Origin of the sequence: Nostoc sp. KVJ20 (assembly GCF_001712795.1) — a bacterium.
Lineage (GTDB): Bacteria > Cyanobacteriota > Cyanobacteriia > Cyanobacteriales > Nostocaceae > Nostoc.
In genome coordinates this window covers 1-26,278 of sequence record NZ_KV757570.1, presented here as the reverse complement: position 1 = coordinate 26,278, position 26,278 = coordinate 1, and the positions used below count along the sequence as shown (strand labels likewise).

At 41.4% G+C, this 26,278-nt stretch carries 21 protein-coding genes and 2 pseudogenes; 15 read left to right on the top strand and 8 right to left on the bottom strand.

The genetic code is table 11. From position 1 onward, the window contains the following. Positions 1-393 precede the first annotated feature (393 nt). The 3 genes from A4S05_RS05950 (at position 394) to A4S05_RS05940 (ending at position 3,801) form a co-directional block, all read left to right on the top strand. A complete protein-coding gene (locus A4S05_RS05950; RefSeq protein ID WP_069068939.1) occupies positions 394-1,878 on the top strand; it encodes a sensor histidine kinase in 1,485 nt (494 codons plus the stop codon). Between the two features lie 210 nt (positions 1,879-2,088). Then, positions 2,089-2,577 carry a DUF2267 domain-containing protein gene (locus tag A4S05_RS05945; RefSeq protein WP_069068913.1) on the top strand — a complete coding sequence of 163 codons (489 nt, stop codon included), beginning with the start codon at positions 2,089-2,091 and terminating at the stop codon, positions 2,575-2,577. Positions 2,578-3,081: 504 nt separating this feature from the next. After that, positions 3,082-3,801 carry a hypothetical protein gene (locus A4S05_RS05940; protein ID WP_069068912.1) on the top strand — a complete coding sequence of 240 codons (720 nt, stop codon included), beginning with the start codon at positions 3,082-3,084 and terminating at the stop codon, positions 3,799-3,801. A gap of 32 nt (positions 3,802-3,833) precedes the next feature. On the opposite strand, the gene A4S05_RS05935 is transcribed toward A4S05_RS05940, so the two are convergent. Both A4S05_RS05935 and A4S05_RS05930 read right to left on the bottom strand, forming a co-directional pair. Then, on the bottom strand, positions 3,834-4,916 hold the full coding sequence (locus A4S05_RS05935) for a tetratricopeptide repeat protein (protein ID WP_069068911.1): 1,083 nt from the start codon (positions 4,914-4,916) through the stop codon (positions 3,834-3,836). A 97-nt stretch (positions 4,917-5,013) separates the two neighbouring features. Beyond that, positions 5,014-5,643 carry an RNA polymerase sigma factor sigma-70 region 4 domain-containing protein gene (locus tag A4S05_RS05930; protein WP_176726926.1) on the bottom strand — a complete coding sequence of 210 codons (630 nt, stop codon included), beginning with the start codon at positions 5,641-5,643 and terminating at the stop codon, positions 5,014-5,016. A gap of 196 nt (positions 5,644-5,839) precedes the next feature. On the opposite strand from A4S05_RS05930, the gene A4S05_RS05925 reads away from it, so the two are divergent. Continuing rightward, a complete protein-coding gene (locus A4S05_RS05925; RefSeq protein WP_069068909.1) occupies positions 5,840-6,436 on the top strand; it encodes a glyoxalase-like domain protein in 597 nt (198 codons plus the stop codon). A 10-nt stretch (positions 6,437-6,446) separates the two neighbouring features. Here A4S05_RS05925 and A4S05_RS05920 read toward each other — a convergent pair whose 3' ends face one another. Together A4S05_RS05920 and A4S05_RS05915 are read right to left on the bottom strand one after the other, a co-directional pair. Then, positions 6,447-6,704 carry a hypothetical protein gene (locus tag A4S05_RS05920; RefSeq protein WP_069068908.1) on the bottom strand — a complete coding sequence of 86 codons (258 nt, stop codon included), beginning with the start codon at positions 6,702-6,704 and terminating at the stop codon, positions 6,447-6,449. Continuing rightward, on the bottom strand, positions 6,701-7,000 hold the full coding sequence (locus A4S05_RS05915) for a hypothetical protein (protein WP_141699652.1): 300 nt from the start codon (positions 6,998-7,000) through the stop codon (positions 6,701-6,703). The genes A4S05_RS05920 and A4S05_RS05915 overlap by 4 nt, the downstream gene beginning before the upstream one ends. Positions 7,001-7,111: 111 nt before the next feature. Here A4S05_RS05915 and A4S05_RS40055 point away from each other — a divergent pair. Together A4S05_RS40055 and A4S05_RS05910 are read left to right on the top strand one after the other, a co-directional pair. Continuing rightward, positions 7,112-7,219: pseudogene (locus A4S05_RS40055) on the top strand (IS4 family transposase); the annotation flags it as partial. 102 nt (positions 7,220-7,321) lie between these two features. Next, complete coding sequence (locus A4S05_RS05910) at positions 7,322-8,056, top strand: 2-phosphosulfolactate phosphatase (RefSeq protein WP_069068906.1); 735 nt, start codon at positions 7,322-7,324, stop codon at positions 8,054-8,056. A 31-nt stretch (positions 8,057-8,087) separates the two neighbouring features. On the opposite strand, the gene A4S05_RS05905 is transcribed toward A4S05_RS05910, so the two are convergent. Continuing rightward, positions 8,088-8,618: a hypothetical protein gene (locus A4S05_RS05905; RefSeq protein ID WP_069068905.1), complete on the bottom strand. Its 531-nt coding sequence runs from the start codon at positions 8,616-8,618 to the stop codon at positions 8,088-8,090. Positions 8,619-9,161: 543 nt separating this feature from the next. On the opposite strand from A4S05_RS05905, the pseudogene A4S05_RS05900 reads away from it, so the two are divergent. The 4 genes and pseudogenes from A4S05_RS05900 to A4S05_RS05885 form a co-directional block, all read left to right on the top strand. Further along, positions 9,162-12,422 (top strand): annotated as a pseudogene (locus A4S05_RS05900) (phycobilisome rod-core linker polypeptide); the annotation flags it as partial. A 445-nt stretch (positions 12,423-12,867) separates the two neighbouring features. Next, positions 12,868-13,356 carry an allophycocyanin subunit alpha gene (gene apcA, locus A4S05_RS05895; RefSeq protein ID WP_069068903.1) on the top strand — a complete coding sequence of 163 codons (489 nt, stop codon included), beginning with the start codon at positions 12,868-12,870 and terminating at the stop codon, positions 13,354-13,356. A 65-nt stretch (positions 13,357-13,421) separates the two neighbouring features. Then, positions 13,422-13,910 carry an allophycocyanin subunit beta gene (gene apcB, locus A4S05_RS05890; RefSeq protein WP_069068902.1) on the top strand — a complete coding sequence of 163 codons (489 nt, stop codon included), beginning with the start codon at positions 13,422-13,424 and terminating at the stop codon, positions 13,908-13,910. 222 nt (positions 13,911-14,132) lie between these two features. Further along, positions 14,133-14,339 carry a phycobilisome linker polypeptide gene (locus A4S05_RS05885; RefSeq protein WP_012411143.1) on the top strand — a complete coding sequence of 69 codons (207 nt, stop codon included), beginning with the start codon at positions 14,133-14,135 and terminating at the stop codon, positions 14,337-14,339. A gap of 81 nt (positions 14,340-14,420) precedes the next feature. Here the strand turns inward: A4S05_RS05885 and A4S05_RS05880 are convergent, their stop codons facing one another. Continuing rightward, complete coding sequence (locus A4S05_RS05880) at positions 14,421-15,425, bottom strand: hypothetical protein (protein ID WP_084227001.1); 1,005 nt, start codon at positions 15,423-15,425, stop codon at positions 14,421-14,423. Between the two features lie 501 nt (positions 15,426-15,926). Between A4S05_RS05880 and A4S05_RS05875 the strand changes: the two genes are divergently transcribed. The 5 genes from A4S05_RS05875 (at position 15,927) to A4S05_RS05855 (ending at position 21,295) form a co-directional block, all read left to right on the top strand. Continuing rightward, positions 15,927-16,697, top strand: coding sequence for a class I SAM-dependent methyltransferase (locus A4S05_RS05875; RefSeq protein ID WP_069068900.1), 771 nt, complete (start codon positions 15,927-15,929; stop codon positions 16,695-16,697). Then, positions 16,694-17,428 carry an iron-containing redox enzyme family protein gene (locus tag A4S05_RS05870; protein ID WP_069068899.1) on the top strand — a complete coding sequence of 245 codons (735 nt, stop codon included), beginning with the start codon at positions 16,694-16,696 and terminating at the stop codon, positions 17,426-17,428. The genes A4S05_RS05875 and A4S05_RS05870 overlap by 4 nt, the downstream gene beginning before the upstream one ends. A 325-nt stretch (positions 17,429-17,753) precedes the next feature. Continuing rightward, the gene (locus tag A4S05_RS05865) at positions 17,754-18,305 is read left to right on the top strand and encodes a heme NO-binding domain-containing protein (RefSeq protein WP_069068898.1); all 552 of its coding nucleotides are present in this window, start codon (positions 17,754-17,756) and stop codon (positions 18,303-18,305) included. 10 nt (positions 18,306-18,315) lie between these two features. After that, positions 18,316-19,836: a sensor histidine kinase gene (locus tag A4S05_RS05860; RefSeq protein ID WP_084227000.1), complete on the top strand. Its 1,521-nt coding sequence runs from the start codon at positions 18,316-18,318 to the stop codon at positions 19,834-19,836. Between the two features lie 256 nt (positions 19,837-20,092). Further along, entirely contained in the window at positions 20,093-21,295 is a 1,203-nt protein-coding gene (locus A4S05_RS05855) for an FtsW/RodA/SpoVE family cell cycle protein (protein ID WP_069068897.1), read from the top strand. 179 nt (positions 21,296-21,474) lie between these two features. Here the strand turns inward: A4S05_RS05855 and A4S05_RS05850 are convergent, their stop codons facing one another. Further along, entirely contained in the window at positions 21,475-23,784 is a 2,310-nt protein-coding gene (locus A4S05_RS05850) for a COG1470 family protein (RefSeq protein ID WP_069068896.1), read from the bottom strand. A gap of 13 nt (positions 23,785-23,797) precedes the next feature. Further along, positions 23,798-26,032, bottom strand: a complete 2,235-nt coding sequence (locus A4S05_RS05845; RefSeq protein WP_069068895.1) for a hypothetical protein — start codon at positions 26,030-26,032, stop codon at positions 23,798-23,800. Positions 26,033-26,278 lie beyond the last annotated feature (246 nt).

The following is a 26,278-nucleotide window of genomic DNA, read 5'->3' as shown; positions in this document are numbered from 1 at the left end:
CCACAATAGGATATGCTCTTTGGTAGATTCAAAAATCAAATTTAATTCAAATGATAAAAGTTGGCTAATAGTTATTTCAGTTATCAAAATAAATTACTCAAGATAAAAATTAAGTCATGACTTAATTTTCCAAGCTTGGATGTTTTTGTTGTTTTGGTGGAATGTATTCAACAATCGTTTCATTTACTTCGATATAGATAACCAAAGAAGAACGATTTTTTATCCTGGATGTAAAGAATAAAATAGGATTAAGCAGATTTACTGCAACAAGAGTGTAATTCTTGAGCAAAAATTAAACCTCAGCAAAATCACCACAGCTAAAAAAGTGAGCTAATTTTTAACCGTATAAACACGTAATGTGAAGATATTCAGTCAAAAAAGTGGATGAAAAATATGTTTCAGGCTACTCGCCGCCGTCTTGCAATTTGGTACACTGCTGTTACTGCTGTATTACTATTACTGTTTGCCAGTGGCGTTTATTTATACGTCCGCAGTACGCTGATTGAGCGGATTGATGACACCCTTAACCATGTAGTGGAAATAGTGGAGCGTTGTATCACAACTAGCCGTTGTGCTTCTACGCTCATATTTGAGCCAATTAATACTGATGCAGAGAAAGTTCGCATTAATGTAGAAGCTAGTTTTCGTGACAATACCGACGCTGTAGAAGATGACCACATCGACCTAGAATGGTTTAGTCCGACTGGTGAATTACTTTGGTCAACGCTATCCGAACCCCTAGATATTCCCATTCATGCCAACCGGACTGGTGAAACTGTGCGCGTAGTCAAGGGAGAGAAAGAAAAAGGTGAAGATAATAAACTCCCTACTCTTAACTCCCTACTCTCCACTCCCAACTCCCCATTGTTATTGCGGCAAATCACCCAACGGGTAGAAGTGGGACGGCAAGTATTAGGATATCTGCGTGTTAGTCATCCCTGGTTTGAAGTCACTAAACCCAGTCGCCAGTTAATTTTTGATTTGGCGCTAGGTATTGGGTTAATGGTGGTTTCCGTAGGTGCAAGTGGCTGGTTTCTTTCGGGTAAAGCGATGGAACCTGTAGGTGAATCTTACCAACGCCTCAAACAATTTACTGCTGATGCTTCACATGAACTTAGAAGTCCCATTACTTTGATTCAAACTAATGTGCAAGTTGCCCTTGCTGACTTAGATTTAGCAGAGGTAGAAGGGACAACTTCTTTGCAGTATCGGCAACAGTTAAAGGTTGTGGAACGGTTAACGCAGCGTTTGGGTAAGTTAGTCAATGACTTACTCTTCTTAGCACGTCAAGATAGTGGTATTAGCAAAGATACTTTTTCACCTTGTCCGCTGGACGCTTTGCTGATGGAGGTTGTTGAAGAACAACAATTGTTAGTCCCTGAAAAAGAAATTGACCTTTCTCTAGAATTAGTTGATCCTCCCGCCTCGGAAATTAGCCCGGAATTACTGGAAAATTGGTTTACCCTTGTGGGCAATTGGGATCAACTGGTGCGGCTGTTCACAAATTTAATTGCTAATGCCTTGCATTACACTCCAGCCGGTGGACGGGTAAAAGTGGAATTGGCGCGGATGGAGGGAATAAATCGCGTTTCTGGATTACGTTATACTACTGCTCAGTTGCAAGTTAAAGTCAAGGATACCGGAGTTGGAATTCCAGCAGAAGCACTACCACGTTTGTTTGACCGCTTTTATCGGGTAGATCCGGCACGGACTCATAGGACTGGGAATACAGCTACAGCCAGCGCTACTGGTTCAGGATTGGGATTAGCGATCGCTCAAGCTATTGTCGAACATCATCAGGGTCATATTCAAGTTGAAAGTACCCAAGGCATTGGCACTACGTTTACTATCACTTTACCAATAACTCTTGAGTCTTAATTTGATCAGAAATTTCTGTTTCCTGTGATAGATGTAGAAAAGTAAAGAAATTTACTACTGTACATAACAACAGTTGCAATATTTAGCCATTTATTTAATTGCTACAGTTTGATATTTCTACTCCTCGTTCTTTATTGGGGTAGTTATACATACTGCTATTTTATTTTGGCAAATATGCATCTATAAATAATACTTTGGGGGTTTATTTAAATGGCAACTTCTTCCAGCGATATAAAAGAAAAAGATATACCATTTTTGGAAAAAGTCAAGGCTCAAAGTGGTTTGCCAGACATTTACGATGCTAGAGACATCACCGAAGTAGTATTTCGGGTGATGCGCGATCTGATGACTACAGAAGCAGCTGATCGAGTTGAAGATGAACTACAAAAACCGGCCGAAATAACCGATGACAAATCGCTGCAAATGGATATTGCAGACCTGTGGCACGATACAAATCCCATTGTCGGATTTTTAAGTCGGGTGCGTCCACCTTGGCAAGGCCCCGGCATCTTTAAAATTAATAGCGATCGCTTCTTATTCCGGGTAGCAAATGAAGGTGGAATGCCACCAAATGTAGAACGCGAACAGGTAGTTAAAGCTGTGTTTTCTGCTACTAAAGACGAATTATCACCAGAACGAATTCAGGAAATCGCTAGCTGGCTACCTGATAAAGTCCGTCAGCTTTGGGAAGAAGCTTAAATAATTCGTAATTCGTAATGACGCTCCTGCGTCGCTAACGCTACGCTAACGTAATTCGTAATTAAGTTTTGTGGCGGGGATTTAGACCCACGGTAGTCGGTTAAATCTCTTAAACTATTCTACCCAATATTCTTGGGTAATGAGTTATGAATTATTTTAAATTTATAACTCATTAATTTTTTGGTTATAGCGGTTCTCGTTTGTATGCAATACATTTTGACCTTCTCTCCAACGCTATAAGGAAAGGATCTGGGGGGTAGGTCTGTATTCTATGCAATTGAGAACCGCTATATTTTTGAGATTTATCACTAATGATTTAGCTTTTCAATACTTGGGAATGAAATAATTATGTCTAATTTTAGATTATTTTCTAATCTCTGGTTAGATACAAAAAATAAAGTTAGTTGGTAGTATTATATGTGTGCATCGAAAGTTTAAACCATATTGAATGTAATGTATTAAATTTTTAAATAAAGAAAATTTAACTTTTTCTAGGAGTCAATAATGAATATGCAATTTCAAAAGTTTCGCAAGTCGGCTGAGTTATTTGGCGCTATTTGTGGAGGATTACTGATTAGTCTGCCAGCAATTCCTCAAGCAATAGCACAAGAATCTACTCCCAAAGTTAACCCTTGTCCTAGAATTTTCTACGAAGAACCACACAACACTCGCGTTGTCGTGCCACAAGGTTGTCCTCCCAACGCTCTAACACAAAGACTTGCTGCTCAAGGGCTTCTTCCCGTCCCTGCTACCCCATCACAAGATCAAACAAGATTGGGTGTCGGTGGTGAAACTCCAGAATCAGGTGTTATGTTACCAGGTCAAGCCCCCGGAGTTCAAACTCAACAACCCTCAACAGGCGCGGTTCCCAATGATCAACCAGCAGCACAACAACCACGGCAAGCCCCTAGCGCGACGATCGCACTAGCAAATGGTACAGTTAATATCAGGTTGGTAAATGATACTGCTGCTAATGTAACTTTCCAAGTGATTGGCGATACAGCACCGCGATCGCTACAAGGTAAGTCAGATGTAATATTGCAAGGTCTAAGCGCACCAGTTACAGTGACATTTGAACGGGAAGATGGGGGACAGTTGATAGTTACTCCCCAAGCTTCCTCAGAGCCAGGAAGCCTAGAAGTGACATTTAACGAAGCGACAAATGCAGCACAGGGAAGAAGTGCTATGAGAATTGAAGCCAACGGTTCAGTGTACTTGAATTAATCAAGGAGTGAGGAGTTAGAAGTTACTAACTCCTACTTGCGTTGAAGCATTTTAGTTAGCTGATCTAGCAATTGCACTTCTTGTTTGCTATCTTCCAATGTCCGCGCCAGTATAATCGCCCTTTCGTAAAAATTGCGGGCAGTTACGAAATTACCTTGTTGCTTGTATAACTGAGCGTAAGATTCAAAAGATTTTAATTCTTCTCGCAAATTTCGCAATTCTTTAGCAAGTGCTAAACGTTGCTCTAGTAAGTCAAAGGCGCGTTCATAGCGTCCGACAGCAGTGTGAGCCGTAACTAAACCATCAATTGCTCGTAATTCATTGGTGCGATCGCGGTTAGTTTTAGCTATCCGCATTGCTGCCCCATAAGTGGCAATGGTATCCTGATAATTTCCAGATGCTAGGTAAGCATCTCCTAAATTATTCAAGGTATTTGCTTCACCGATCGCATCGCCAGTCTGACGGCGGAAAATTAAAGCATTTTCGTACAGTTTAATCGCTTTGTTGTAATCTCCCAACCTAGCAGTTACCAAACCCAAATTGCTCAAAGATAGTCCTTCACCTTCAATATTTTTGACATTGTGAGCAATTGCGAGTGCGTCTTCCACAGTTTTACCAGCAGCAGCAAATTCTCCTTGTTGCAGCAGAAATGTGCTGATATTATTTAGCACAAAAATTTGACTTTGAAAGTCTTTAGTATCACGAGCGATCGCTAATCCTCGTCTTAAAGCATCTTCTGCTTCTTTTAAACTACCTAGCTGGACATAAGCCTTAGCAAGCAAATTGTAAGTCAGACCTTGTGCTTTCAGGTCGCCAATTGAATGATATAGTTCTAGTGCCCGCAAGGAAGACGCAATTGTTTTATCCGCATATCCCGAAGCATATTGTTGCTCACCGATACGCAGCAAACTATCTGCTTCATCTCTTGATTGTCGTCCAACGGAACTATTTAAAGGGCGGTGGAGTTGTTGCGTAATATCAACCGCACCCGCCGCCATCGGACTCAATAAAAAAGTAAACAGTAAAAAGCTGTGTAAAAGTACCTGGGGACGAGAAATCGCACCTACACAAATTAAGCCTACCTTTTGCCTCGGAAATACAAGCCGTTGTTTCATAAAAATTACCCGTAAAGTTGCGGGTTTAAGTAGAAGGTCTAAGAAGAAGTTTTAAGTTTTAAATTGAAGACAAACAATATACGTATTTACACTTGAGTTATGATTCGTCTAAATCTTCCCCAAAGTATATGGCGCGGATATCTGCGGGTAATTTGTCCTCTAGCATACGATAGCCTTCCTGGAGAAAATTGGCTACTTCATTAGGAGCGATCGCTTCTCCTTCTGCTTGTAAATAAGCAGCAATTCTAGTTTCGCTCCAGTGGAAAGTTTGAGACATTAACACAATTAATCGCAAAACTGGTGGTAGTTGGTCTAACGCCTGTTGTACATAGCACCATAGTGGTGGCGAAGTCGCTTGGAGAGAATAATGAATTGCTTCTGTAGGTGGGAGTTTAATCTCGTTAATACAGAAAGCTGTCATATTAATTAACCAATTTTGCATAGTTAAAGCTTCCCCGCCCGATTCAGAGTCGCTTAAATTTAGTCCACCGAGTTCATAGTAGATATGCCGCCAGGTGAGGGCAAACAAATAATCTGCCTGCACAGGCGATCGCGCCGAATGCCGAATTAAGGTATAAACTATAGGGCTATAGCGGCAAAAAATCACCGTAAAATACTTTCCGGCATCTGGATAGCGCTGAAACAGAGTCAGTAATTCATGGTCACTGTGATGGAACAGCGATTTCACCAGTGGGTGATTAGCTTCCGTAAAATGAGGAATTTGCATAAGCCTTGCGATTGATAGTTGTTAAAATAGTTTTGGGAATTGCACTCCCCTGGTTAATCGCATAATATCTTGGTGTTGCTCAGTTTGTAGATGAGACTCAGACTACTTGAGTATTGATAAACTAGAAACAAGGACTTAATTTTAGTCTTAATCGATAATCATAAAATCAACTCCCTTATAGAATCCTTATTTGTTCATGGTTATAGCAGTTAGTGTGGTATCGTTCCTAGTCAGTCCCCTTACATTAGGCTCCTTTCTGCCTTCCCTGCCTTTAGATAGCCTATTCTCCACCCAAGGCATTATGGTGATGCTGCTAGCAGCTTACGCTGGTGCCATGTGGATGTTTCTCACCAGTGCCCCAAAAGTACACACTGTAATGGTGTCAGATTTGGAGATTGCTCGACAATTGTATGAAGGGCTGCTAGATTTGCCAGCAGCAGAAGTGCCATTGCACTACTACTACAACTACGAACAAACTATCGGTGCAACTGGCATTGATCCACTATATATGTCTACTGGACCGAGCTTGTCTAGCAAAATGATGAATAACGCCAATGATGGGCTGTGGTATCAATTGAAGAAAAACACCCAGTTACACGTCATTACTGGCGCAAGTTTAGGTAGCAAAAATCAGCAACGCCACGTTTGTTTTGACCATGACTGCCTAGAAATGATTTTAATGCGAGTTGAAATGCGCGGTTTGAAATTGAAGATTCGCAACCATAAGCCCCTGAATTTTTTGGTCAAAGACTATGAAGGGCGAGTGATTGAGGTGGCTGAAGTAGCAAATTAGTTCTGAGGTTTTAGATTATTTGAAGTTGGGTTTGGCGTAGCTTACCGCCGTAGGTATCGCTAAACCCAATATTTATTTTTAGATTTAGGATTTCAGATTTATGGCTTTGGCGTTCTTGGTCAATTTGCGGTTGCAGTTCTTCATACTGCTGCAATAATTCTTGGACTTTTGGGGGGATTTCTTCGCCTTGAGAGAGGTTGTAGCTTGCCATTAAGTCTACAAGAAGTTTAGAACGCGATTCGGAGTATTCAAAGGCTTTTTCTGTCAAAGTTTTTGATAGCCAAGACCGAGATTATATTTAGTACTTGCCCAATCTAGGGGAAAGGCTTTGCGGGTAAATACTTCCAAAGAAGCTTTCAAGGATTGAATCTGTTTGTCATGAAGCCCTAATTTGCCGTAAAGAAGTCCAAGGTTATTTTGCAGAGTAGCCCAGTTTTGAGGAAAATCTCTTTTCGTGTAGATTTTGGAAGCGGCTGTGAAATGATGAAGTGCTGCTTCTAAATTATTTTGGCGATTTCCTTTGATGCGATCGCTGTAAATGGCAGCCAAGTTTATTTGAACCATAGTCCACTCTTGAGACATAGTAAGACGTGTAGCAATTTGCAGCGCTTTTTGCAATCAATTGCTAACTCCAAATTTTGTGCTTTGTCACCTTTTTGGCGTTGCCAATATACTCCCACACAATGGGGACATACACTATTAGATAAATTCCGCTATCTTCAATCTTTTATGTGTCAGAAAATCAGTTATGTTCATTGGTTTGAGGAGATGATGTTATGTTGACTAATTTAGGCTTTTTAGAGTTAGTGTAACTATCTATGTAAAGTTTTGTATTAGCATTCAACATTTCTGATTTTTATCATATTGTCTTTTGCGATCGCTCCAATGATTTACAACCAATCAGAGTTTAATTTACGCTGTGAATGGGGCGCACAAGGAGTTGCTCAACTTGCTCCCATAAGTGATGTAGTTTTGATAGTTGACGTTCTTTCTTTTTCCACCTGCGTGGAAATTGCCACCAACAACGGCGCAATCATTTTTCCCTATGCATATAAAGATGAATCAGCCATAGATTATGCCAAGTCAGTGCAAGCAGAGTTGGCAAGTCAGAGACAACGTTGGACTACAACTGGATATTCTCTGTCGCCAAAATCGGTAACTGAAATTCCTGCTGGAACTAGACTAGTTTTACCCTCACCTAATGGTTCTTTTCTGACTTTACATACTGGGAATACACCAACTTTGGCTGGTTGCTTGCGAAATTGCCAAGCTGTAGCGGAGTTTGCTCAAAAGTATGGTGATAAAATCGCTGTGATTCCTGCCGGTGAGAGGTGGAAAGAAGATGGTAGTCTACGTCCTGCATTTGAAGATTTAATTGGTGCTGGAGCAATTCTCAGTTATTTAGATGGCAGTCTATCACCTGAAGCTGAAGTTGCTGTGACAACATTTCAGACTTTCCAGCACGATTTAATAGGGTACTTGAAAAAATGCAGTTCGGGTAAAGAGTTGATTGAAAAAGGTTTTGAGTCCGATGTTGAACTGTCCGCAGCTTACAACGTGAGTAATTGCGTGCCTTTCTTTACTGATAATGCTTATGTAAATTACACTCCACAGGCTTAATCAAACTCAAAAATCACGAATGACGAATTAGTTAAATGTCGCACTGATTTGTTTGGCAATACTTGGCATTATCTATAAACTCTTGCAACTTATTCAAGGAAATTATCTGCAATGCAGACCCACCTTGTACCTCAGCAGCAATGTAAGCAAATTTTTGTCCGCGATAATACTGGTCACGCCCAACTTTGCTGACATACCGAGACTTCTGGAAGTCATTGGCAATATTAGAATTATAAATATTCTGTAACAGTTTCACCGCATTAGCATTTTTTGTGGTGAATTTGAGGCGTTTATCACCACTAACAGTTATGCCTTCTTTAGTTACTGTTCCATTTTGAGAAGTTACATCAGCATAAAAATATAAATTTCCCTTTGTACCATCGTAGCCGTGGGCTTCGCTGTTATATCTCAAAGTTGGTAGTTGAGGTCTGGTTTTTGCCCACTTAACAACGGTGCTGATATTTTGCCCTGGAAGCGCATTTGCCGGAGTGACAGCTAAAATAATTGCGATCGCAGTTAAGGTAACATGGAATAAATAGTTAAATTTAGAACTTTTATACATAGTATTATCCCTGTAGTTCAAGACTGAGTATTTGCAGATGTAACCGCCATAAATTAAGAATTACTTCCAGTGTGGTGTCAGTTGTGAATATGAGTTTCCCAGTAGCAAAAACAACCTAACATCGAATAATAACTACTGTCCAGTAACTAAGTACAATATTTCATTAATTCGTAGCGTTCCTACCCTGCCGGAACGCGTTCGCGTAGCGTCTCGTAGAGAAGCGCATCTGCGTTTAAATAAAAAAGAAATCGGTCAACAGTTCCCAACCTACTACTTAGTTACAAAACTTAGACTTGATCTCAGGCAAATTGGGGTATGCACTTTTAAGACTAGAGGCATTTAAGATACAGGTTCTACACACTTCTTAATAAACCCGCCTTGAGAACGCAAAACGTTCTAATCTAAAAGCTAATTGGGTTAATTTACTGGCAGTTTTGTAGGCAACACTCTCAGCTCATAAAGCATAGACACACCGATGTGTCAAGCCTCAAAACAATCCAGACGTAACACATAAACGCTTATGATGGGAGTTTTACAAATCCGATGAGTGTTAAGGCGAGTGGTGGAAGCTCAGTTGCGCGTCCGCAACTATATCAAACCCTAGCAGTAGCTACAATTACCCAAGCGGAGCAGCAAGACCGTTTCTTGGGAAATGGTGAATTGAATGAACTAGCAAGCTATTTTGCATCTGGTGCAAAGCGTCTAGAAATTTCCCAGACGTTGACGGAAAATGCTGAGATTATCGTATCTCGCGCTGCCAACCGAATTTTTGTCGGTGGTTCGCCAATGGCTTTTTTAGAAAAGCCCAGAGAAGCAGAATTAGTAACTGCTGGTGGTGGTGCTAATGTTCAACAAGGGATGCAACTGGGAACTGTAACCTACGTTGAAAGTCGTGGTGGGTTCCTAGAAAATTTACGCTCAATTTTTAACTCATCCCCTAGCGGCCCAACACCCGCAGGTTTCAGACCAATTAATATTGCTCGTTATGGGCCAAGCAACATGGCCAAGAGCTTGCGGGATTTATCCTGGTTCTTGCGCTACGCTACTTATGCGATCGTTGCTGGCGACCCCAACATCATAGCGGTGAATACACGGGGTTTACGGGAAATAATTGAAAATGCCTGCTCTGGTGAAGCAACGCTAGTAGCTTTGCAGGAAATCAAAGCCGGATCACTTTCGTTTTTCCGCAACGATGCTGAGGCTACAGCAATTGTGTCTCAGTACATGGATGTTTTGTTAACAGAATTCAAAGCAGCCACACCTTCAAATAAAGTCCGTCAACGCCCCTCTAGCGACCAGCAAGGGTTGCAACTGCCGCAAATTTACTTTAATGCAGCAGAACGGCGTCCCAAGTTTGTGATGAAAACTGGGTTATCAAGTAGCGAAAAAAATGAGGTAATCAAGGCCGCATATCGGCAAATCTTTGAGCGCGACATTACCCGTGCTTATAGCTTGTCCATATCTGACCTAGAATCCAAGGTGAAGAATGGCGACATCTCCGTGAAAGAGTTTGTCCGTCGTTTAGCTAAATCTCCCCTTTACCAAAAACAGTTTTACCAGCCTTTTATTAACAGCCGAGTCATCGAACTAGCTTTCCGTCACATTCTAGGACGGGGGCCAAGTAGCCGTGAAGAAGTACAAAAATACTTCTCGATTATTTCTAACGGTGGTCTACCAGCCATAGTAGATGCCTTAGTAGATTCTGCTGAATACAGCGACTATTTTGGTGAAGAAACAGTACCCTACCTCCGGGGTCTGGGTCAAGAAGCACAAGAATGTCGCAACTGGGGGCCGCAGCAAGACCTGTTTAACTACAGTGCGCCTTTCCGCAAGATACCTCAGTTCATCACTACATTTGCAGCTTACGAGCAACCGCTACCAGATCAACATCCCTACGGTTCTGGTAACGACCCCTTGGAAATTCAGTTTGGGGCGATTTTCCCGAAAGAAACTCGTAACCCCAGTACCAGTCCGGCTCCTTTTAGCAAGGATACCAAACGCATCCTGATTCACCAAGGGGCAGGGATTAATAACCAAAATAGTAATCCCAGAGCGCGGGGTGAAGCTCCTGGTACTCTTGGGCCTAAGGTGTTCAAGTTAGATCAACTACCTGGTACTAGAGGTAAAAAGGCTGCCAAAAATTCTAGCGTCAGATTCTCCGAAAGCTCCACGCAAGCAGTGATTAAAGCTGCTTACCTGCAAGTTTTCGGTCGTGACCTCTACGAAGGTCAGCGCCCGAAGGTATTGGAAATCAAGCTGGAAAACGGCGACATCTCTGTGCGGGAGTTTATCCGTGGTTTGGCTAAGTCGGATGTATTCCGCAATCTGTACTGGTCATCGCTCTATGTTTGTAAAGCGATCGAGTATATTCACCGCCGCTTGTTGGGTCGTCCGACCTACGGTCGTCAAGAAATCAACAAGTACTTTGACATCGCTGCTAAACAGGGCTTTTACGCGGTGGTTGACGCCATCATTAACAGCGTAGAATACAGCGAAGCATTTGGTGAAGATACAATTCCTTACGAACGGTATCTGACTCCTGGTGGTGTATCAGGGCGACAATTACGCGTTGGTAGCATTCGTGAGGATATTGCCGCCAAAGTCCAGAAAGAAGTAACACCAAGCTTTGTGACATTAGGTACAGTCACAGAACAACGGTCAGAACCAGATATTCAGTTCCGCATTAACCAAGGTGTCAGCAAGCAACGGGAACAGACCAAAATCTTCAAGCTGGTGGCCAATACCAGTGACAAAGTTGCAGTCAAAACTTTGATTAGTGCTGCCTATCGTCAGATTTTTGAGCGGGATATTGCACCCTACATCGCCAAAAACGAATTTACCAAATGGGAAAGCAAGCTGGGGAATGGCGAAATTAGTGTGAAGGAATTTATTGAAGGTTTGGGTTACTCTAACCTCTACCTGAAAGAGTTCTACACACCCTACCCCAACACCAAAGTGATTGAGTTAGGAACCAAACACTTCTTGGGACGTGCGCCACTAGACCAAGCAGAAATCCGCAAGTATAACCAGATTTTGGCTACTCAAGGTATTCGTGCCTTTATTGGTGCTTTGGTAGATAGTGTGGAATATAACCAGGTATTTGGTGAAGATACGGTGCCTTACCGTCGCTTCCCGACCCTCCCGGCGGCAAACTTCCCGAATACGGAGAAGCTTTACAACCAACTTACCAAGCAAAACGATGACGTGGTTGTACCTAGCTTTAAGCCAGTGCAAGCCCGCGTCGGAGTTAGTAACGATACACCGCTATTGACACAGGCGATCGCAGAGATAGCAGCCAAAACAAATGGTAAGCCATCGTTTGCTGAATTAGGTCGTTCTTACAATGATGGTAGTGGGCAATCCGTGGAACAGGGAGTGCGTAAACATGCACGCATTTACCGTCTAACGGAAAGCACTAACCAAGTTGAAAAACAACAGGCAATCAACGCCATTTACTGTCAGGTGTTGGATGTATTTAGCGGTGAAGTGCCTGATAATTTCCGCCGTACTGACCTAGATAGCAAACTCCAGAATGGGGAAATTTCCGTCCGCGAGTTTGTACGTGAACTAGCCAGTTCCCAAATCTATCGCCAGCGCTTCTTATCGCCTTACCCTAATGCCAAGGTGATTGAGTTCCTCTTCCGTCATCTGTTGGGGCGTACACCCGCAACTCAGGAAGAAATTAGCCAGTACAACAACCTGCTAGCCGATAGCGGTTTGTCATCTGTTGTAGAAGCAATAGTCGAAAGTCCAGAATATAGCCGCTACTTCGGTGAAGATGTTGTGCCTTACAACCGCTTCCCAATAGGGAATAGGGAATAGGGAATAGGGAATAGGGAATAGGGAATAGGGAATAGGGAATAGGGAATGGGGAATGGGGTACAGATTATTTCCTGTCCCCTGTAACCTGTCCCCTGTAACCTTCGTAACCTGTCCCCTGTAACCTTCGTAACCTTCCGTAATAATGCTCTCAGATTGCGCCTAAAACAGTAAATTCTGAAAAGCAATATTACAAAGTATTAAGAGCAGTCATAAATGCTCAACAGAATGCCGGAAAATGTTTTGCGGAAGGTAACTGAGTTTAAAAGCTTGTGTACTTATGTTGACCCAAGCAAACTCGTGATTTATTAGCCGTAGCAGTTGTAAAACTATTGTGTCTAAAAGAACGAGAAATAAACTCAGTAAACCAACTCAAAGTCGCACCAGTTTAATCAAATCCTGGTTTCATTCGTATTGGAGGAATCCATTAATGAGTATCGTCACGAAAGCTATCGTGAATGCTGATGCAGAAGCCCGCTACCTCAGCCCTGGTGAGTTAGATCGGATCAAGTCATTTGTTGCAAGTGGTGAGCGCCGCGTGCGGATTGCTCAAGTTTTGACAGAAAATCGCGAACGTCTTGTTAAGCAAGCTGGCGATCAACTGTTCCAAAAGCGTCCTGATGTTGTGTCTCCTGGTGGTAACGCTTACGGTCAAGAATTGACTGCGACTTGTCTGCGTGACCTAGATTATTACCTCCGCCTCATTACCTACGGTATTGTTGCTGGTGATGTCACCCCCATCGAAGAAATTGGTGTTATCGGTGCTCGTGAACTATACAAGTCCTTGGGAACTCCTATCGATGGTGTTGCTGAAGGTATCCGTGGGCTGAAGAATGGAGCTTCGACATTGCTCTCTGGTGATGACGCTAGTGAAGCTAGTGGCTACTTCGACTACCTAGTTGGCGCCCTTCTAGGATAGGGTAAAGCTGTTTACCTACTTAAACAGAAGTATTGCAATACGGTTGGAAATAAGGAATTAACAACATGGCTCAAGACGCAATTACCGCTGTCATTAACTCCGCAGACGTTCAAGGTAAATATCTAGACTCTTCTGCTTTAGAGAAGCTAAAAGGCTACTTCGCCACTGGCGAACTGCGGGTACGTGCTGCTAGCACCATCAGCGCTAACGCTGCTGCGATCGTCAAAGAAGCTGTAGCAAAATCTTTGCTATACTCTGACATCACCCGTCCCGGCGGCAATATGTACACCACCCGCCGCTATGCTGCTTGCATCCGTGATTTGGACTATTACCTCCGCTATGCTACCTACGCTATGTTGGCTGGAGATCCTTCCATCCTAGATGAGCGTGTGCTCAATGGCTTGAAGGAAACCTACAACTCTTTAGGAGTTCCCGTAGGTGCTACCGTACAAGCTATCCAAGCAATCAAGGAAGTAACCGCTAGCTTGGTTGGTTCTGATGCTGGTAAGGAAATGGGCGTTTACTTAGACTATATCTCCTCTGGCTTAAGCTAAGAACTAGTTTGCGCTTAAGAATTTAGGTGCGGCTTTATTAAGGTCTGGAAATCAAGCGTGAGTGCTAGAACGTTATATTGCTTATCTTGGTAAATTATCATTGATGAGTGTTGGTGGTCTAGTATTGATGTTTGATTTCCAGCCTTTGAATGATTAAAAGATTTGCACTCAAGATTTTGAGATAAAAAAGTTTTCACAAGGTATACAGGAGATTTTCAAAATATGTCCCGTTTGTTTAAAATTACTGCTCTAGTTCCCAGCCAAACCCGAATTCGTACCCAACGCGAACTGCAAAATACATACTTCACTAAACTAGTTCCTTATGAGAACTGGTTCCGTGAACAACAACGTATTCAAAAAGCAGGTGGCAAAATCATCAAGGTGGAATTGGCAACTGGTAAGCAAGGTGCTAATACTGGCTTGTCATAATTACTGTAGATAAAAAATTATTTTAGGGAATTGGTAAGAGGTCGATAAAGACCTCTTTTTCATGGCTCGGATTTTTGTAAATCAAAAGTCAAACATATTTAAAAGGCGATAACCTCGAGTATAAAGTGGAACTGGAGCGTTAGCATTCTGTTTATTCTTAGCCTCTTCAACAGTTTCATCAAACACAATTAGCGTTTCCTTACCAACCTTCAACCAGTCTTCATAAGGTACACTCATATCTTCTTCAATCCCACCAATACTAGGTGTTACCATTACCCGGTAAGCTTCATTGAATTTCCTGCGGAATCGGAAATCTACTGAAATTCTCAGACCTTCAGTTTTCCTTCTTACTGTTTGGTGCAATCCACGGGCATCATTAAAGTACATTGTGCCGTGTTTTAGTTGTGCTTCTGTGTAGGAGACAACCATCGGAATATCCCGACCTTCATCGAAGTCTGACATAACCTGCATAGACGGTAGTTCCATTTCGCGGGGCATTTCACCTGCTTCGATGGTGATATTATCGATGTCGCCAAATAGTGGGAGAACCACTACAGTTGCATCAGCTGCAACACCTGCCCAGACATCGCTATGGCACTTCGAGCTAGCGAAGGGCAAACCCAACTTCTTGGCCTCAGTCTTGCCGTAGACCATGCGGAGATTGACTGGTAAATCTACTGCATCAATCAGGTCATTCGCTCCTAGTTGGTAGAAAGCGTCTGCGACGCTTTTTTGAAAGAGGTTAAATGCCAGAGTATGTTCTCGCTTGGGCATCAAAAGACCAGTGCCGGTGTAGTTCGGCAAAGTACTTCTTGCTTCTAATAGTCGTTCAAGCATTTCAGCTTCCGAAAGAATGATGGGACTATTCAGACACGCTGAAATATAACCAGCAGCAGCAATTCGGATTTGTTGGAATAACTCAGGCTTTAATGTGTGTTCAAACAGTAGTCGGTACTGTCGTCTTGTAGCAATTTTATCAGCAAGCTCATCAAAGAGGCGATCGCCAAGCTCAGAAAATGCGATCGCACGCTCATATTGTAAGCGATCGCGCACTGGTAATTCTGCTAACAGTTCTTCTAACATCATTTTTTCCAAGGTTATTCTAAATTGATTAAATAACTCATGTATCCAAAGGCATTTCGTTTTGAAAACGAATCTGACTATTACAAATTAACAATCTTCTTCTCTTTATACTTCGTAAAATATACTGTTTTATTTTTATTAATTATCTAAATTAAAATCATTAATTTTAAATTTATTAGTAAAGCCAAGATGAAGTTAGAGCTTCAAAAAACAAGTTTTTATATATGAAGCTGCTATTAGCTAAGTAATAATTCAAGTTCATGAAGTTAAATCTAAGTTAACTGCTTATATTTAAAGAAAATAATAAGTTAATAATCTTCAGGATGATTTTTCCTTGAAAAATAATAGGTTTTAAACAAAAAGATCATAAAAAACTAAAAGCAGTAAAATCAACATTCTCAGAAAAACATATTATTTGTTAAAACATATACATCAATTATTTCAGTTGTGCCAAACTAAATTGAACAAGACAAGTCTAACTTGAGTATAAATAAATAATTAAAAATGTCAAATCTGAATCACAAAAGCTCAACTAAAAACTTATATAATCGCACAGCATCAGAGTGGATTAGAGGAGAACCTACTTCTTTATCAGACTTTACAGCCCGCCCTTTTGTACTAGAGCTTTGTGACCCTGTTGTTGGGTTACGAGTACTTGATATAGGTTGTGGAGAAGGTTATTGCAGTCGAGAACTACGCCGACGCAATGCTGCACAGGTGCATGGAATAGACCTTTCCCAAGGCATGATTGCAGCAGCAAACTTGCAAGAAGTAGAAGATACATTGGGTATTAGCTATGAAGTAGGATGTGCTACTAATCTCAAGCAGTTTGATGATGGCGAAATTGACTTAGTTGTTGCAGTCTTTCTATTTAACTATTTGACAATTGCTCAGACCCAAGAATGCATGACAGAAGTTGCACGCGTTCTTCGTCCGGGTGGTCGATTTGTATTCAGCGTGCCTCATCCATCTTTTCCATATATGCGGGAGGCAGCATATCCATTTTATTTTCAAGTTGAGGGTGCAGGCTACTTTAGCAAGCGAGATCAGCAGTTTCCTGGTCGTATTTGGAAACGAGATGGTTCTTGGCTAAATGTGCAATTGATTCACAAAACTCTTGAGGATTACTTTAATGCTCTTAAAATTGCTGGCTTCAAGACGATGCCAATTTTACAAGAATTGCGTGTGACTCCAGAACATATCGCAATAGATGAATCATTTTTTAGCCCCTTACTTGATCAACCCCTTCATCTAGCCTTACAAATATCACGATGACACAGACATCTTCTTTAGTGAGAAATTCCTTCCGTGAAATAGCGGCTAATCATCCTCTATGGAATCATGAGTTCTTAACTCGCTGTCGGACTGGAAATTTATTTTTACCAGACATACAGGTACTAGCGGTTCAGATGTACAAATTTTCCAAAGAATTTAATCGTATCTTGGCTAGCATTTTGTCTTGCTGCGAAGATGAAAGTAGTCAGTTAGTCATTTTGGAAAACCTATTTGACGAAATGGGACAGGGAGATATAACTCAGTCCCACCCAGAATTATTTCGTCAATTTACCCGCGCCCTTGGTATCCACGATGAAAGTCTGACAGCACTACCCACTGCACCTGAAACCCGCGCCCTTATTGAAACCTACTTGCAGATGCCACATAAGTACGGCTATTTAGCTGCATTGGGTGCTGTCTGTTATGCTTCCGAAGGAATTGTTAGCTCACTGTACACGCAACTATACAAAGGAATAGTTGGCGCTGCTCCTTTACCCAAAGAATCCTTGATCTTTTTTGAAGTCCATATTGATGTAGATGATAGTCATGCAGCAAAGCTAGCAGCAGTGATTGAACCTCGAATCACCATGAATGAAGAGGATATCAAGGTAAAGCTGGCTATTGCCGAAGCGATGGATGCCCGTGTCCAATTTTTTAACGGAATTCAGCGTCAAATCTCTAAATATAGCTTGTATCCTGATTCATGGTTGCCTTTGGACGAATCGCTGTAATTAGTCTGTCAACCTTAAATTGATGGATGACCAAGTTTGTAGTGAGGACTTTAGTTATTATTTTTTAAGCACTAAAGTGCTTACTACAAATCCTCAAAACTCACTGGAAAAGGGAATAAGTGAAAATACGGTTGTAATCATGAGTATTTGTAGTATTAAAATGCAAACAGTTTTCCCTATTTTTTCGGTTTTAAAGCTCTCATAAAAATATTTCAAGTTTTGACTACAGAAAGTTTTGTCATTTAAATAACCCTTTTAAGAAATTAGTTGTCAAGTCTTGGGCAAATTCACAAAACAAAATTAGGTGCAGCAAGAGGAGGCTTCCATGTACGGATTAGTGAACAAGGCGATTCAAGACATGGTGTGCAGTCGCTTTGGCGAAGAGACTTGGAAAGAAATTAAGCACAAAGCAGAAGTGGATGTAGATGTTTTCCTCAGTATGGAAGGCTATCCCGATGACATGACCCACAAACTGGTAAAAGCTGCTAGTGTCGTTCTGAGTTTATCTCCCAAACAAATTATGCAAGCTTTTGGAGAGTTCTGGGTTCAGTACACAGCCCAAGAAGGCTATGGCGAAATGATGGATATGAGTGGAGATACACTACCTGAGTTTTTAGAAAACCTTGACAATCTTCATGCTCGTGTAGGAGTTAGTTTTCCCCAACTCCAGCCCCCATCATTTGAATGTACTGATATGGAAGAAAATTCTCTAAGCTTACATTATCGCTCTGATAGAGAAGGGCTAACGCCAATGATTATTGGACTAGTCAAGGGATTAGGAAGTAGGTTTGATACAGAAGTTCATATTACCCAAACCCAGAGTCGGGATGAAGGTGCTGAACATGATGAATTTTTAGTGATTTATAAACCAAATTGAGTGCAGTAGCATGGCTCCTCCTCACCTTACGCTTTCACCAGAGTTACTGGCGAAAGCTTTTCCTTTCCATTTTGCCTTTAGCCGCAATCGGGAAATTGTACAGGCTGGTGATGTCTTCGGGCGCATTTGTCCGGAACCATTGGTTGGTAAATTGATTGAGCAGCATTTCCAGATTAATCGTCCAAAAATTTTGGTTGATTTTGATGCTATTAGTAAGCAGTCTCGTGCCCTGTTCATATTAGAGTTTCTCCATAATGGAATGCAGCTCAAGGGTCAGATGATGTATCAACCAGAGGAGGAGGTGATATTTTTTTTAGGTTCTCCTTGGATTACAGATACAACTAGCCTGGCCCCTCTGGGTATCAAACTCAAAGACTTTGCGATTCACGACCCAATAGTTGATTTCCTGTTTCTACTGCAAGCTCAGAATACTGCTTTGGTTGATGCCAAAAAGTTAACGGTTGAACTGAAACAGCAAAGAGCACAACTACGAAGTGCGCTACAAATCAAGGAGAATTTAGCAGAAATTGCTGAGGCTCAGTCTAAAAAATTGGAAAAATCTCTTCGGGAGCTACAGCAAACTCAAGCCCAATTAGTCCAAGCTGAGAAAATGTCCAGTCTGGGACAGTTAGTTGCAGGAGTCGCTCACGAAATTAACAACCCCGTTAACTTTATTTACGGAAATTTAAAGTATGCAAAAGATTATACACAGTGCTTGCTGAAGCTTGTGAATCTTTACCAGCAATTTTGTGCTAATCCTGCTTCAGAAATTCAAGAATACATTAAGGAAATTGAGTTAGATTTTTTACTAGATGATTTGCCCAAAATCCTAAATTCTATGGAAGTAGGAGCCGAACGGATCTCTGAAATTGTTTTGTCCCTGCGGAATTTCTCTCGCCTTGATGAAGCAGAGAAGAAAAGAGTTGATATTCACCAAGGACTGGATAGTACCTTGCTGATTTTACAGAGTCGCTTCAAGAATAGTGTTGATCATCCTGGGATTAAAGTAGTTAAAAATTATGGAAATTTGCCTTTAGTAGATTGTTACGCTGGGCAACTCAATCAAGTATTCATGAATATTATCAGTAACGCAATCGATGCGCTCGATAGCTATAACAGTAAACGTGCGATCGCAGAGATTCATGCTAATCCCAATACAATTACAATCACTACAGAAGTCATCGAAACGAACTGTGTGATCCGAATTGCTGATAATGGTTCAGGAATGACAGAAGCAGTCAAAGAACAACTGTTTAATCCCTTTTTCACAACTAAGCCTGTAGGTAAGGGTACAGGATTAGGTTTATCAATTAGCTATCAGATTGTAGTTGAAAAACATGGGGGAACATTAAGATGTTTATCAGAACCTGGACAAGGAACTGAGTTCTGGATTGAAATTCCCTTGTCTGTGGATAAACATGCAATTAATTGCATTAAATCGTTGAGCTTTATGAATTGTCAGAATTCAGAAATGCTTGCAGTGGGGGATTGGGACTCAACACTTTCTTATTCTGACTCTCCTAATTTCTGATTTCAGTAGGACTTAGATCAGATTCCTCTCTGAATTATTCTTTAATCCACTAATTTGCTGTATAAAAAGCTACTAAAATATGTATTGATGCTAACCGTGGGCATAGCCAAGCCAGTTGTCAGAAAAATTAACTAGCGGTGTATTGAAGTTGACATCTGTAAGATTTATGGTTGTAAGGTCTACTTATGAGTTATAAGTTATGATTTATGAGTTTTATTTCTAACTCCTAATTTCTAACTTTTTACCTGTACTGATCGTGAATCTACGCCGCCTGATTCCAATTTTTGATAGTTCAGTCTCCAACTGGGGATTAGAAGCGCGGTTGTTGCGCTGGTTAACGTTGGTTTGGCTGTTTGTTGGTTTGGTCATGCTATTTTCAGCATCCTATCCTGTTGCTGACGGTCGTCATGATGATGGGTTGTACTACTTTAAGCGTCAAGTGCTTTGGGTATTTGTTTCCTTAATTGGATTCAATATTATTGTAAATTTACCATTGCAGAAAATTTTGGGGCTAGCCCATTGGTTTTTGTTGCTGTTTTTAGCGTTAATTTTCGTCACACTGATCCCAGGATTGGGAAAAAAGGCTTTTGATGCAGCGCGTTGGATTGCGATCGGGCCAATTCCGATTCAACCTTCAGAATTAATTAAACCCTTTTTGGTGCTGCAAAGTGCGCGGCTTTTTGGTCAGTGGGAACGAATCAGTTGGCGGGTTCGCTTGGCTTGGTTGGGTATTTTTGGTCTGGTACTTTTAGGAATTCTTGCCCAGCCTAACTTGAGTACAACAGCACTTTGCGGTATGACTATCTGGCTAATTGCTTTAGCAGCTGGCTTACCTTACAAGTATCTGGGAGGAACGGCTGTTGGTGGAGTGATGTTGGCCCTACTCAGTATTAGTATTAAAGAGTATCAGCGTAAACGGGTAATGTCATTCCTCAATCCTTGGGCGGACGCTACAGGAGATGGCTACCAGTTGGTGCAAAGTTTACTAGCCGTGGGTTCTGGTAGAACTTGGGGTTCTGGATTTGGGCTTTCTCAACAAAAGCTGTTTTATTTACCAATTCAGGATACCGATTTTATTTTTGCGGTGTTCGCCGAAGAGTTTGGCTTTGTTGGCAGTATGGTGTTGTTGGCACTTTTAGCTACATTTGCCACTCTCGGATTAATTGTGGCACTGAAGGCTAAAAATACAGTACATCGATTGGTAGCGATCGGTGTGACGGTTTTGATGGTGGGACAATCTTTGCTCCACATTGGTGTTGCGACAGGTTCTCTACCAACTACTGGCTTACCCTTACCCATGTTTAGTTATGGTGGAAATTCCATGATTGCTAGCTTAATAGCTGCTGGGTTGCTGATTCGGGTAGCACGTGAGAGTAGTGAAGCTGAGGTAGTACCGTTGCGAAAACCCCTGTTTGAAAATGGACGCAGACGCAGAGCTTTTCATAAAAATAGAAATTGAGCATCAAGAGGCAGAACCGCAACATTTTACCTAAATCGGAGAGAAGGCTCCCACCATAATCTGTGACAACAAGTTTTTGAGACGCGATAAATCGCCGTCTCTACAAGTCTTTTGGTCTTATCTGAACTGTATTGGAGTGCCGCACCTCTCTGTATTTTCAAAATAGCTTTCGATAAGCCTTACCTCAGAGGTAAGGGAGTCTTAAATGGACTACTGTTGGATGGAAGACCAGGCGCAAGTGGGTTAATGCTAGGTATAGGAGTAGGCTCTACTTTTTTGAGAACTGTAATTGCAAATCCTCTTTGCTGGGGTTGCTGCTTACCGGATATATCATTCACTAGCAGTCCGATTTGAGGCGGGAAGGCTTGATTGACTGGAAGCTTTATTGAGTCAAGTGGTTTCACGTCATTGCCGTATGGCAGAAGCTTAACCTGAATATTTTCTCCCTCTACTCTCCAACTCAGAGTAGCAGATTCGCCTTCGTTGAGAACAACATTTGGTTGCTCACTACCGTTGATTCTGAAAGAGACAATCTTAAATGGTTTAGGTAATATTCCAATTTTTGATTCAGTCTTTTTAGAACTAATTTTATCACTCCCATTGTTGGGAAAAGCTTTAATTTCAAAGGCAAAGTTTCCGGCTTTATTTGCTGATAGAGGAATATTTGTACATCGCAGTTGTTGATTTTGTTGTGTACAGAGCTTTTGAAGTTTAGGGTCTGCAAGATTACCTTGATTAAATTTATAGGTAATTGGTTCACTATATGATGTGCCATCATCTGCACTGCCAGCAATTTGAACTTGTGCCAACAATAATGGCCGGGCAATTGTCCAGCTTAAAAGAATATTTTGACCTTTTGTATACTGTGGCTTATCTGCTTGGAAACTAATTACTTCAGCAATTTGTTTTTCAGCTATTTCTACTTGGGTTGTTTGACTGACTACTTGGTTATTGGGAGAAAATAATTGTATACCACTACGATAAAAGGCTTGTAACTCAAAAGTGTAGTTTCCTTTTGTTTTCACTCCAGTTTTAACATTGCTACAAATTAGCTCTTGTTTCTCTTGCACCTGACAAGGAGGTATTTGATTAGCGCTTCCCTTGCCCAGTGTTTCAGGGATGCCATTGCTAAAGTCATAGGTAATAGGCTGAATAGGTTGCGAACCTTTGGCCGTCAGAACCAACTTTTGCAACTGTTGATAATTGTGAATGTCCCACTTTAAAGCCACTTCATCCTCTTCCTCAGTAATTCGAGGATTATTAGCACTAAAGTTTTCTAATCTTAAAGGATCGGGATTTAAAATTCGCCAAATGATAAATCCTATTCCTCCTAATAACCCCAAGACTGCTAAAATTAACAGAACAAATTGCCACCAAGGACGGGGTTTCCATACCAAAGTTCCTTGAGGCAATGTGTTAGGTAAGGGTAAATTTTGTGGGTCTTTAATGTCGAGTTGAAAGTTGACCACTAGCCCTGCACCAAACCACGGTCGTCGCCACCAAGATTTGGGTTTAACCGTCAAATTGGCCACTGCGCTTCTATTGGGTAATAATCTTACTTCAGTAGGGTCAAATTTATAAGTATATAGTTCTTCTTCATCCCGACTTTTTAAGCTTAATATCAGTTCGCGGACAATATTACCCCGGTTAGCTAGTGATAATTCGTATTTGCCAAGACTACGGCTAACTTGTCCTAAGATGGTATGAAGTTCAATATCTAGGCGATAATTTGTCGGAATTTGGATGTATACCAAATCCAACAGCACTAAGTCTGGAGAGTTTTCTGAATACAAGCGGATTGTTGGAGAATAGCTTCCTGCAAGGGTATCCCCTGGTGGGTGAAATTTCAACAATATTTGACCTTGAGTAGCAGGGTTGAGTTCTAGTGCAGTGACATCAGATATTAATCCGGGGCCTTCAAATCCAGTTGTTGGATAATTGATTGTGAACCAGTCCTCGTCTAAATCTGGGCAACTCAAGCGGAACCTATCTACAAGATGAGAGCGATTGTCTACTATTACCTCCACTTGCAGAGGCTCACCAGGATTGAAAATTAGCGGCTTGTTGGGGTTGGTGTTCGGTCTAATGGAAAATGTCGGGTCATTCACCCGAATTGCAGTCTGTTCTGCTAGCAGAACTTTAATTTGATTTGGGAAGGTTATGGGAGTATCTTGGGGATAATGTAGAGGAGAATCTACGACTAATGTATAGTCATAGGTTCCGGGGAAAGCATTTGCGGTAATTTGAAACTCAAATTTTACTTCGTCGCTATTCTGTTGGGGAGCTAATGCTAAACTTTCTCTAGGAGAACTAGACCAACCGGTTAAATTTTGAAATACTTCGTCAAAAACAAAATATAAGTCAATAACTGCACTTTGATCTCCCTGATTGATCACAACAACATAGAGTTCAATTGTATCTCCTGGCATCCCAAATTGAATTCCAGGTGGGTTGATAATAACTTGCAGTGGATTGAATTTAGCTTGCATCTTATCGACTCCCTTATTTGATGCGATGTAGTTTGACTTGAAAATCTTCACTACCACTCACAATCATGGTTCCTTGATTAGTTTTCAAGTCGATACTATTGATTTTTTTAGAGCTTTCGTAGATTTTTGTACCTTCTGCGGCCTTTGTTTTGTCGAGTTTATGTTCGGGGGTTAAGTACCAAACCATGACTCGTCCATCATCGCCACCACTTACTAAGAGACTACCATCATCACTAAATGCCAGACTACGCACAGATGTTTTTGATGCTGGCCAACGGTCTAGTGGTGAGCAATTGAGTTCTTTTATTTGTTCGAGTTGATTTGGATTTTTGACAGTTTGGCACTGATTTAAATTCCAAATCGTAATAAATCCCGCAGAATCGGAGGTTGCGAGGATTTTTTCTGCCGAGTTAGGAACAAAAGCCAATGCCCAAATATAGTCTTCACGTCCAACTAATGGGTCTAGTTTTTCTAGATTTTGCACTGATAAACCTGGGAATTGTTTATCAGACTGAGTTGGATTCCATTGCCATAAAATGAAACGCTTGAAGTTTCCGGCAATTACTAGAGTTTTTGCATCTGGACTGAGATTTAATGCCCGGACTTGGAAACCTGATAGTTTCAAGGTACTTTGGACATCGATAACTTGCGGTTCTGGCAGAAAATCGCTGTTAGGCGCTGGTCTTGACCACAATCTAACTTTACCACTGCCATAACCGCTGAATAAGTTAAGTGAGTTTGAGGTGAAAGCTAGGTCAAAAACGCGATCGCCTTTTGCTTTAGAATCTTTAAGGTCTTGAAGTTGGCTAATCTTTGCACCTGATGGGATATCTCTGAGTTCAATTACACCATTATCTAAACCAACAGCAGCACGATCGTTTTGTAACGGCATGAAGCGTAAGACTTGTACTGCATCATCGGTAATCGCCATCAAACCCTTTGGCTGTTGCGGTTTATCACAGGCAACAGGCTGCCCAGGATATCTTACTGTATCGTCAGGATCTAAGCTATCAGTGCCAATTCTCCAAAGTCTTAAGGTGCAATCATCTGAGCCACTGACCACAGATAAACCAATGCCACTAAAACGGACTGAGTTTACAGAACGTGTATGCATTACATTTCTTGGTTGCAGTATTAATGCTAGGAGTGCGGCTAAAAGTGCGATCGCAGCCAGTTGTAGCCATAAAGGTATAATTGGCAGAGTCTCTACTTCTAATGTCTGCGTGGCGGGGTCTGTACTCCCTAAGCGTTGGTCGGATAATTCCGATTTAGCCTCCAGCAACAAAGTTTTACCGATTCCGACCCAAGGACGTTTTGTTTTAACATCAAGGATGATCTTACTTGTCTCTCCTAAATGAAGATTGGCAATTTCGGGAAGCTTTTTGAAACTACATTTTCGCCAGTCTCTACCTTGAACCTGGATATTAATTTGCTGATTTAGATTGCTAGCATTTTTAAATAGTAATTCAAAGGAAGCTGTATCAGATTTCCAGTCAGGCAACCATGCCGATTTACTAGGAATTTTGAGGTGTTTTTGTGTGGTAGTAAAGTCTATAAAACCCACAGGTAAAACTTCAATCTTACCTTCAGCATTAGTTGGATAACCATTATTGCTAACAGCTTCAATAGTAAAAGGGTAATTTTGACTAGGTGCTTGGACTACAGAAGGAGGTTGGCATTGAAATGTCGCTTCTGCTAAACCACCTGGATCTAAGGATAATCGGCGTTCTGCACTGCCAGCTAGCCACGATGGTTCAACGCCTGTAAAACGTAGGACTACATCAGTCGGTTGTTGCCCCAAATTCCGCACTCGTACTGGTATATCTACAGAGTTGCGGGGATAAACTTGGAACTCTCGCACAGGTAATTCTACACTTAAATGCGTTGGTCTGTTGTCTCGCTCAATTTTCAGACGTAGCACCAGTCTGGATTGTTGTGCTAATTGTGGTGAGAAAATATTCACCATCAGGTTGACAGTACCGACAAATCCCGGAATGGGTGTATTGAATACAAATACTTGGAAAATAGTACTACTGCCCGGTGGCTTGGCTGCTGCTACCTCTGGTTCGAGTCGATACCAGCGATATCCTGTGTTCCGGGTTTCTCCGGCGGCGGTAATTTCTATCTGAAAATTGACAAAGCGATCGCTATCATTATTGACAGTTACCTCAAAGGAGACTGGAGTATCACCTGGACGAAAGGTTAGATTCTGAGTAGAAAGGCTGGCATTAATAACACTTTTTTCCATACTAGTATTTATAATATTTTTTTATATTTTGGATGATTATCACTCAATAAGGTTCAGTTAATACCAATTCTTTATGAAGCTGCATAGAATTCGATCCCCCCTAGCCCCCCTTATAAACGGGGGGAATTTAAAGTCTCCCTTTTTAAGGGGTATTTAGGGGGATCAAGATATGAGCAACTTCACATTAAATTGGTATTAAAACCGTTACAAATGACTAAGGACTAATGATTAATGACAGATTATTAG